The organism is Bifidobacterium sp., assembly GCF_022640935.1.
Taxonomy (GTDB): Bacteria; Actinomycetota; Actinomycetes; order Actinomycetales; family Bifidobacteriaceae; genus Bifidobacterium.
On record NZ_JALCCV010000002.1, the window covers coordinates 181,165 to 188,784 of the forward strand.

Below are 7,620 nucleotides of genomic sequence, written 5' to 3' on the forward strand. Positions count from 1 at the left end.
GTGCCCGCCTGCTGGCAGACACAATCCTCTAGTCTACACCGCACCTATGGACGTGAACGGCGTCACAGCTTTTCGATGGGCGCGACACGCAGCATGAGGCGTTTGACGCCGTCGGAGCCGAAATCGACGGTAATGACCGAGTTGTGGCCTTTGTCCTGCGTATCGAGAATCGTGCCAAGGCCGTACCGATCGTGCGAGATCTTGTCGCCAATGCTGAAATCGGCGATATTGAGCTTATTGTCCTTAACGATCGCTGAAGCCGGGGTCGCCTTGGATGCAGCCTTGGGAGCGATGCGGCGCGTCGTCACCTTGCCGCCGTGCGAACCGGAGCTGCCGTGCGTTGATCCGGATCCGCGCCGCGTCCCGGATCCATACGAGCCGAAGGAACCGGCGGTTCCATGGGAACCAAAGGAAGCACCTGAACCATAGCGCGATCCGGAATCATACGATCCTGAGCCAGAACGCGAGCCAAATCCTGATTTGCCCGAACCGTATCCCGAGCCGTAGCCGGAACCGTAACTCGAGCCACCGGCACGCGACGAGCCACCGCGGTTTGAAACTCCGAAGCCGCCACCGGAGAAATCGTCGTCATCGGCCCAGCCCCCGAACTCGTCGTCATCATCCGAACGCCACCCTGAGCGCATCCGCTCAACGCCGGCCTCACGACGTTTCCATTCGATCAGCGTATCGGGGATTTCATCCAGGAACTGGCTGGGCAACATCTCGTTCGACTGTCCCCACTGGGCGCGCACCGCCGCACGGGTCAAGTACAGCCGCCGGCGCGCGCGCGTGATACCGACATATGCCAACCGCCGTTCCTCGCTCAGCTCGTCCTCATCTTCCAACGACCGCGAATGCGGGAAGGTCCCCTGTTCCATGCCGGTGAGGAACACGACCGGGTATTCCAAGCCCTTGGCGGTGTGCAGCGTCATGAGCGTGACCTTGCCGCTGTCTTCGCCTTCGGATGGCAGCTGGTCGGAATCCGCTACGAGCGCCGTGGTTTCGAGGAATGCGCCCAGTGTGGCGTCGGGCGTATTCTGCTCGAATTCGGCGGCCACGGATTGCAGCTGTGAGAGATTCTCGACCCGTGAGGCGTCCTGCGGATCCTCAGAACGCTGCAATTCGGCCAGCAATCCCGACTTGTTCAGGACTTCCGCGACGACCTCGGAAGGCTTGTCGTTGTGGCTCTGCGCGAAGGCGGCCAGCGAGCGCATAATCTCGCGGAAGCCCGAGAGCATCTTGGCCGTGCGCGTCGGCATGCCCGGTATCTCCTCCATATGCTCGACGCCCTGCCAGAAGCCCGTGCCGTGCGCGTCGGCGTAGCCGGCCACCAGCGCTTCGGCGCGCGCTCCCAGCCCGCGCTTGGGCACGTTCATGATACGACGCATGTTCACGCTGTCGGCCGGATTCACGATGGCCTGCACGTAGGCGATGGCGTCCTTGATTTCGCGCCGTTCGTAGAATCTGGTACCGCCCACGAGCTGGTACGGGATGCCGGCGTTGATGAGCGCCTCCTCAAGCGAGCGCGATTGTGCGTTCGCGCGGTACATGACGGCGACGTCGCGGTAGCGCATGCCGTCCTCGCCGGCCAGCCGCGCGATCTCCTCGGCGATCCATGCGGCCTCCTGCTGCGCATTATCGGCCGCATAGCCCACGATCGGCTCGCCTTTGCCCAGCGCGGTCCAGAGTTTTTTCGGCCTGCGGTCCGCATTGTTGGCGATGACAGCGTTGGCGGCATCCAAGATCGTCTGCGTGGAGCGGTAGTTCTGCTCGAGCATGATGGTTTTCGCCTGGGGGAAATCCTGCTCGAAGTCCTTGATGTTGCTGATGTCGGCGCCGCGGAAAGCATAGATCGACTGGTCCGAATCGCCCACGACGGTGACCCATGCTGGACCTTGTTTGCCCGCGCCGATCGCGCCGACCGGACGCTGCTCCGCCGCGTCCACGCCGCCGAGCTCGCGGATCAGCTCGTACTGCGCGTGGTTCGTGTCCTGGTATTCGTCGACGAGGATATAACGGAACTTATGATGATAATATTCGGCGGCCATGGGGTCGGCGCGCAGCAGCTCGACGGTGCGCACGATCAGATCGTCGAAGTCCACGGCGTTCGCTGCGGCGAGTCGGTGCTCGTATTCCGCGTAGGCCACCGCATACAGCCCTTCGACATTGCCGAAGGGCCCGAGCTGATAGCCGCGCTGGCCCGGTTGGTAATCCGCTGCATAGGCCTTGAGCTGGGTCTGCCAGCTTTGCAGATTGTTCTTGTAGTCCGAGATGCGGCTCAGGATGCTGCGCGGCGTGTAACGTTTGAGATCGAAATTGAGATCGGCCCCGATGAGCTTGATCAACCGTTCGCAATCAGCCGTGTCATAAATGGAGAAACCGGAATTCAAACCGATCGACCTGCCGTCGCGCCGCAGCATGCGTACGCATGCCGAATGGAAGGTGGAGACCCACATGCGTCCTGCCACCGGACCGATCAATGCCGCAAGCCGCTCGCGCATCTCCGCTGCCGCCTTGTTCGTGAACGTGATGGCCAGGATCTGGCTGGGCCATGCGCCGAAATGCGTCAGGATCCACGCGATCCTACGTGTGAGCACACGCGTCTTGCCTGATCCCGCGCCTGCGCCGATCAGCAGCGCCGGCCCTTCGTATTGCACAGCCTGCGCCTGCTCGGGATTCAAATCCCCGATGAGCTCCTGCGCGCCGCGTGCGATGAAATCGGGATCTGTCCGCACTTTCCATTCCCTCCCATAGTCCTTGTCGGCACATCCGTCGTATGCCATCGTGTCGTCATGCCGGGTATTCTGCGGAATCCTTGACTATCGTACCGATATGGCCACCGCGAGAACCGCACACCATGTCTACCACATCAGCTCGTCAGGCGACGCGGCTGCGGCATGCTGCCAGCGCGCATTTGCCGGGCGGAATCAATGCATCATCGGCGATGCGTGCCGGATGACGCAACCCAGGCGCCGCATGCTGGGCGATGCTCGCGGTATGCTCGCTAGCATTATGCATCGTTCATTGTCGGCCGCGCCGCGGTCCGCATCGGCGGCATCGCCGGTGCGCCATGTAATTTGCCGATAAGACCTAGGCGCCATGCGGGAGAGTGATTATGAAAGAACTCGAGGACAGGATTCGCCGGGATGGGACAGTCAAGCCCGGCAACGTGCTGAAGGTCGATGCCTTCTTGAATCACCAGTGCGATGTCGCGCTGTTCGACCGCATGGGGGCCGAATGGGCCGAGCTGTTCGCGGGCAGGCAAGTCGACAAGATACTGACCATTGAGGCTTCCGGCATCGGCATCGCATGCTGCGCGGCGCGCCACTTTGGCAATGCGCCTGTGGTGTTCGCCAAGAAAACGCGGTCCATCAACCTCGACGGCGAACAATATGTCACCAGGATCTACTCGTTCACCAAACAACGCGAATTCCCGGTCATCGTCGCCAAACGCTTTCTCAGCGCCGGCGAGCATGTGCTGCTCATTGACGACTTTCTGGCCAACGGCAAGGCCATGCACGGTCTGATCGAGATTTGCGACAAGGCCGGCGCGGTCATCGAAGGCATCGGCATCGCAGTCGAGAAGGGTTTCCAGTGCGGCGGCAAAGAGCTGCGCGAAGCCGGCTATGATGTCGAATCGCTGGCCATCGTCAATTCGATGGACGCCTCAGCGGGCACTATCGAATTCGCCTGACTCCGGCTGCGGCCATCCATCACGTCTACACGTATTCACTATTTCATCCTTCATCCGATTATTCACTAGTCCCTGCGTGGCTCAATCGCAGCCAGCCACGGCCATCCATCCGCCGCGCATGCTCAAGACTTGTCGCGGCCAGACGAGCACCTGCCCAACGCCGTGGTCCGGGCCTTGCCAATGCGAGGCCCGATGTGATATTTTAAAGGCGAACCGACGCTGCTGCCGGCTCAGACGATACGAAAGTTCGAACGGCCGAGTGGTTCGAACACCCTGATTTGCGCGCAACGAAGTGGGCGCAATGATGCGGGCACAACGGAGAGAAGGCTATCGTGAACACGAATGTGGACATTGGGCATTGGTCTGCGGCGATACTCCCATGGGCGCAAGGCAGGCGCTGGTGGCCCGTCGACCCTCATCAGACCGCCGCCATCGCCGGCGAGGTGCTGCTCGAGGATTCAGCGGATTCACGACTCACGATAGCCCTGCTGAAGATCAGTGCATCGGATCTGATCGTGCAGGTTCCGCTACTGGTCGCAGCCCGGGGCAGCGAACCGCAGGAGGGCGAGCGCGGCAGCCGGATGATAGGCGTTGTCGACGGCGTTGCGCTCTTCGATGGTACCGCCGAGCGGGAGTTCTGGCGCGCATGGGCGAAGTCCGCCGCGGTCATTCCGGCCCGCGACGAAACCGAGCGGCAGGCGCGCGAACGACTCGGCCGTGCCGCTGGAGTGGTCAGGCCGATGGGGGTCGAACAGTCCAACACCTCCGTGCTGTTGCTTGGCGACGACCAGCCGCTTGTCGCCAAGGTGTTCCGCGTGCTGCATTGCGGCGAGCATCCTGAGGTGCAGCTGCCGTCGGCGCTTGGCGACTGGAAGGGCATTCCACGCCTGAACGCCTACAGCTACCTCGAGCATGAGACGCTTGACGGTTCGGCATGCGCCATCGTCGTCGCCGATGCCGTGCGCGGGGCACAGGACGGTTTCGCCGCTCTGCAGGCCATGGCAAGACGCGGCGATGATCCAGCCCTCGTCTCAACGCATATCGGCACGCTGATCGCCGATATGCACAACCGGCTCGAGCGGGCCTTCGGCAGCAGCGCAGGACCTTCGAACGAGAATCTGAAACAGCGGCTGATCCAGTCCCTGTCGTCCGCTGCCGAAATCGACGACGTGCTATCGGAACAGGATGTGCTGGCCATTGCCTCGACGATTCACGCACTGACCGATGCTGCTGGCGATGCGCCTGAGGCCGCGCAGCCGAAGGCCATTCGCGTCCATGGTGACCTGCACCTGGGCCAGCTGTTGCTGGGCTCCGATAACTCATGGAATGTCGTCGACTTCGAGGGCGAGCCGCTACGGCCCATTGCCGAGCGCAGCAAACCCGACTTCCCCGCGCGCGATATCGCCGGCATGCTGCGCTCGTTCGATTACGCCGCCCAATCCTCCGGCGCGTTCAACGCCGATTGGCTGCAGACCGCCAGAAACACATTCATGGACGGCTATCGCAGAGCCAGAGCCATATCCGGTGCCGAAGCCCGCATGATCACGGCCTACGAACTGGAAAAAGCACTGTACGAGCTGCAATATGAGGCGAAATTCCGTCCCTCATGGATCAGCATCCCGCTCAGCGGCATCCGTCGGCTGGCCCGGCGCTGAAGACCGCCCAGCCGCTCACTCCCACTCGATGGTGGCCGGCGGCTTCGAGGTGCAATCGAGCACTACGCGGTTGATGCCGCGGCATTCATTGGTGATGCGCGTGGAAATCGCAGCCAGCACATCGTACGGTACACGCGACCAGTCGGCTGTCATGGCATCCTCGGAGCTGACCGGGCGCAACACGATGGGCGAGCCGTAGGTGCGTTCGTCGCCCTGGACGCCGACCGAATGCACGTTGGCGAGCAGCACGACCGGGCACTGCCAGATATCGCGGTCCAAGCCGGCTTTGGAAAGCTCTTCGCGGGCGATGGCGTCGGCCTCGCGCAAGAGATCCAGCCGATCCCTGGTGATTTCGCCGATGATGCGGATTCCCAGCCCCGGCCCCGGGAAGGGCTGGCGCCACACGATGTCGTCAGGCAGACCCAGCTCGGTGCCGATGGCGCGCACCTCGTCTTTGAACAAGGTGCGCAGCGGCTCGATGAGCTCGAAGGTGATGTCCTTGGGCAGGCCGCCTACGTTGTGATGCGATTTGATATTCGCCGCGCCGTCGCCGCCGCCTGATTCCACGACGTCCGGGTAGAGCGTCCCCTGCACGAGGAATTTGACCTCCCTGCCCTGCGCCCCGGCCTCTTCGATGACTTGCGCCTGCGCCTTTTCGAAGGTGCGGATGAATTTTTCGCCGATGATCTTGCGCTTGCGCTCCGGTTCGGTGACGCCTTTGAGCGCCTGCAGGAAGTCGTCTGCGGCATCGACCGCGATGAGCTTGATGCCGGTCGCCGCGACGAAATCATGCTTGACCTGCTCGACCTCGCCCTTGCGCAGCAGCCCGTGGTCCACGAACACGCAGGTGAGCTGCTCGCCGATCGCCTTGTGCACCAAGGTCGCTGCCACAGCGGAGTCGACGCCGCCGGAAAGCCCGCAGATGACATGCGCATCGCCTACCGTGGCCCGTATCTTCGCGACCTGGTCCTCGATGATGCTCGAAGCGTCCCAGTCCTCGGGCAGCCCTGCGCAACGATGCAGGAAGGTTTCGATCAGATCCTGCCCCAGCGGCGTGTGCCTTACCTCCGGATGCCACTGCACGCCATACAGTCCGCGCGACGGGTCCTGCATCGCCGCGACCGGCGCCCCTTGCGTGTGCGCGAGGACTTCGAATCCCTTCGGGGCGCTTTCCACCGCGACGCCGTGGCTCATCCATGTGCTTTGCTCGGCGGGAGAGCCGTCGAGCACGCCTACGCATCGGTCGATCACAGTGTCGGTTTTGCCGTATTCCCCTTGGGCCGCCTTGTCGACGACCCCGCCAAGCTCGTGCGCCATGACTTGGAAACCATAGCAGATGCCAAGCACGGGAACGCCTGCAGCGAAGATTTCAGGATCGATCTGCGGTGCCCCTGGCTCATAAACCGAGGCCGGACCTCCGGAAAGGATAATGGCTTTGGGATCCTTGGCCAACATAGTGTCAACGGGCATCGAATGGGGCACGAGCTCCGAATAGACGTGCGCCTCGCGCACCCGCCGCGCGATGAGCTGCGCGTATTGGGCGCCGAAATCAACGACGAGCACAGGACCTGTTGCCATGGAATCTCCCTATTCAATACACGGGTCTGCACGCGCCACTGCCGGTTGAACACGGCACGACCGATGACCAGACCTTATCTACCAGCTTGTAAAGCTCTGCTGAATACGACACAACTGCAGACGAGACCATTGTGGCGGTGCGAGGCGACATTGAGCGCCGATGCGCTGCGCCATACGGCGTGGAAAACATTGTCATCGACTGCTCGTCGTTCCCGCGTGATTGGCATTGCCATGGCGCAGCATGTCAGTTGAACGGAAACGAACAGAAACGAAACAACACGCCGCTAGCGAAATCAGCGAAATGAACGCAACCGTTGCTCATGAGAAGTTACAAAAGCCTGTTATAGAGCCATTATAAATATATTTTCAACCACAAAGCAGTTGCACAATTCACTGATAGAATCTCACAAAAGTTGTAATAAAGCGATCAGTTTCGCACACAGGTGCAAAAAAACGGCCAAACGTCGGCCGCTGCCCGTACACTGGACTGCGATTGGGCGTGGAAACCGCGGCACTGCAAGGTTCCACGGGATTCATGCCTGAATGAAAATAATCAATCGCACAGTACTGTGCAGGAGTACAGGAGTACATATGACGAGTCCTGTTATTGGCACCCCTTGGAAGAAGCTTGACGCTCCGGTTTCCGAGGACGCCCTCGAAGGCGTGGACAAGTATTGGCGCGCTGCCAACTAT

Annotated in this window: 4 protein-coding genes; 2 read left to right on the forward strand and 2 right to left on the reverse strand. The window is 61.6% G+C overall.

Features of this window, described 5'->3' with window-relative positions; genetic code table 11:
• Positions 1-62: 62 nt before the first annotated feature.
• Complete coding sequence (locus LKG04_RS01635; RefSeq protein ID WP_291759344.1) at positions 63-2,735, reverse strand: ATP-dependent helicase; 2,673 nt, start codon at positions 2,733-2,735, stop codon at positions 63-65.
• A 380-nt stretch (positions 2,736-3,115) separates the two neighbouring features.
• Here LKG04_RS01635 and LKG04_RS01640 point away from each other — a divergent pair, with 380 nt between their 5' ends.
• Together LKG04_RS01640 and LKG04_RS01645 are read left to right on the forward strand one after the other, a co-directional pair.
• Positions 3,116-3,694: a xanthine phosphoribosyltransferase gene (locus tag LKG04_RS01640; protein WP_291758973.1), complete on the forward strand. Its 579-nt coding sequence runs from the start codon at positions 3,116-3,118 to the stop codon at positions 3,692-3,694.
• Positions 3,695-4,026: 332 nt separating this feature from the next.
• Positions 4,027-5,349 carry a phosphotransferase gene (locus LKG04_RS01645; RefSeq protein WP_291758975.1) on the forward strand — a complete coding sequence of 441 codons (1,323 nt, stop codon included), beginning with the start codon at positions 4,027-4,029 and terminating at the stop codon, positions 5,347-5,349.
• Between the two features lie 15 nt (positions 5,350-5,364).
• Here the strand turns inward: LKG04_RS01645 and guaA are convergent, their stop codons facing one another.
• Entirely contained in the window at positions 5,365-6,927 is a 1,563-nt protein-coding gene (gene guaA / locus LKG04_RS01650; protein ID WP_291758978.1) for a glutamine-hydrolyzing GMP synthase, read from the reverse strand.
• Positions 6,928-7,620 lie beyond the last annotated feature (693 nt).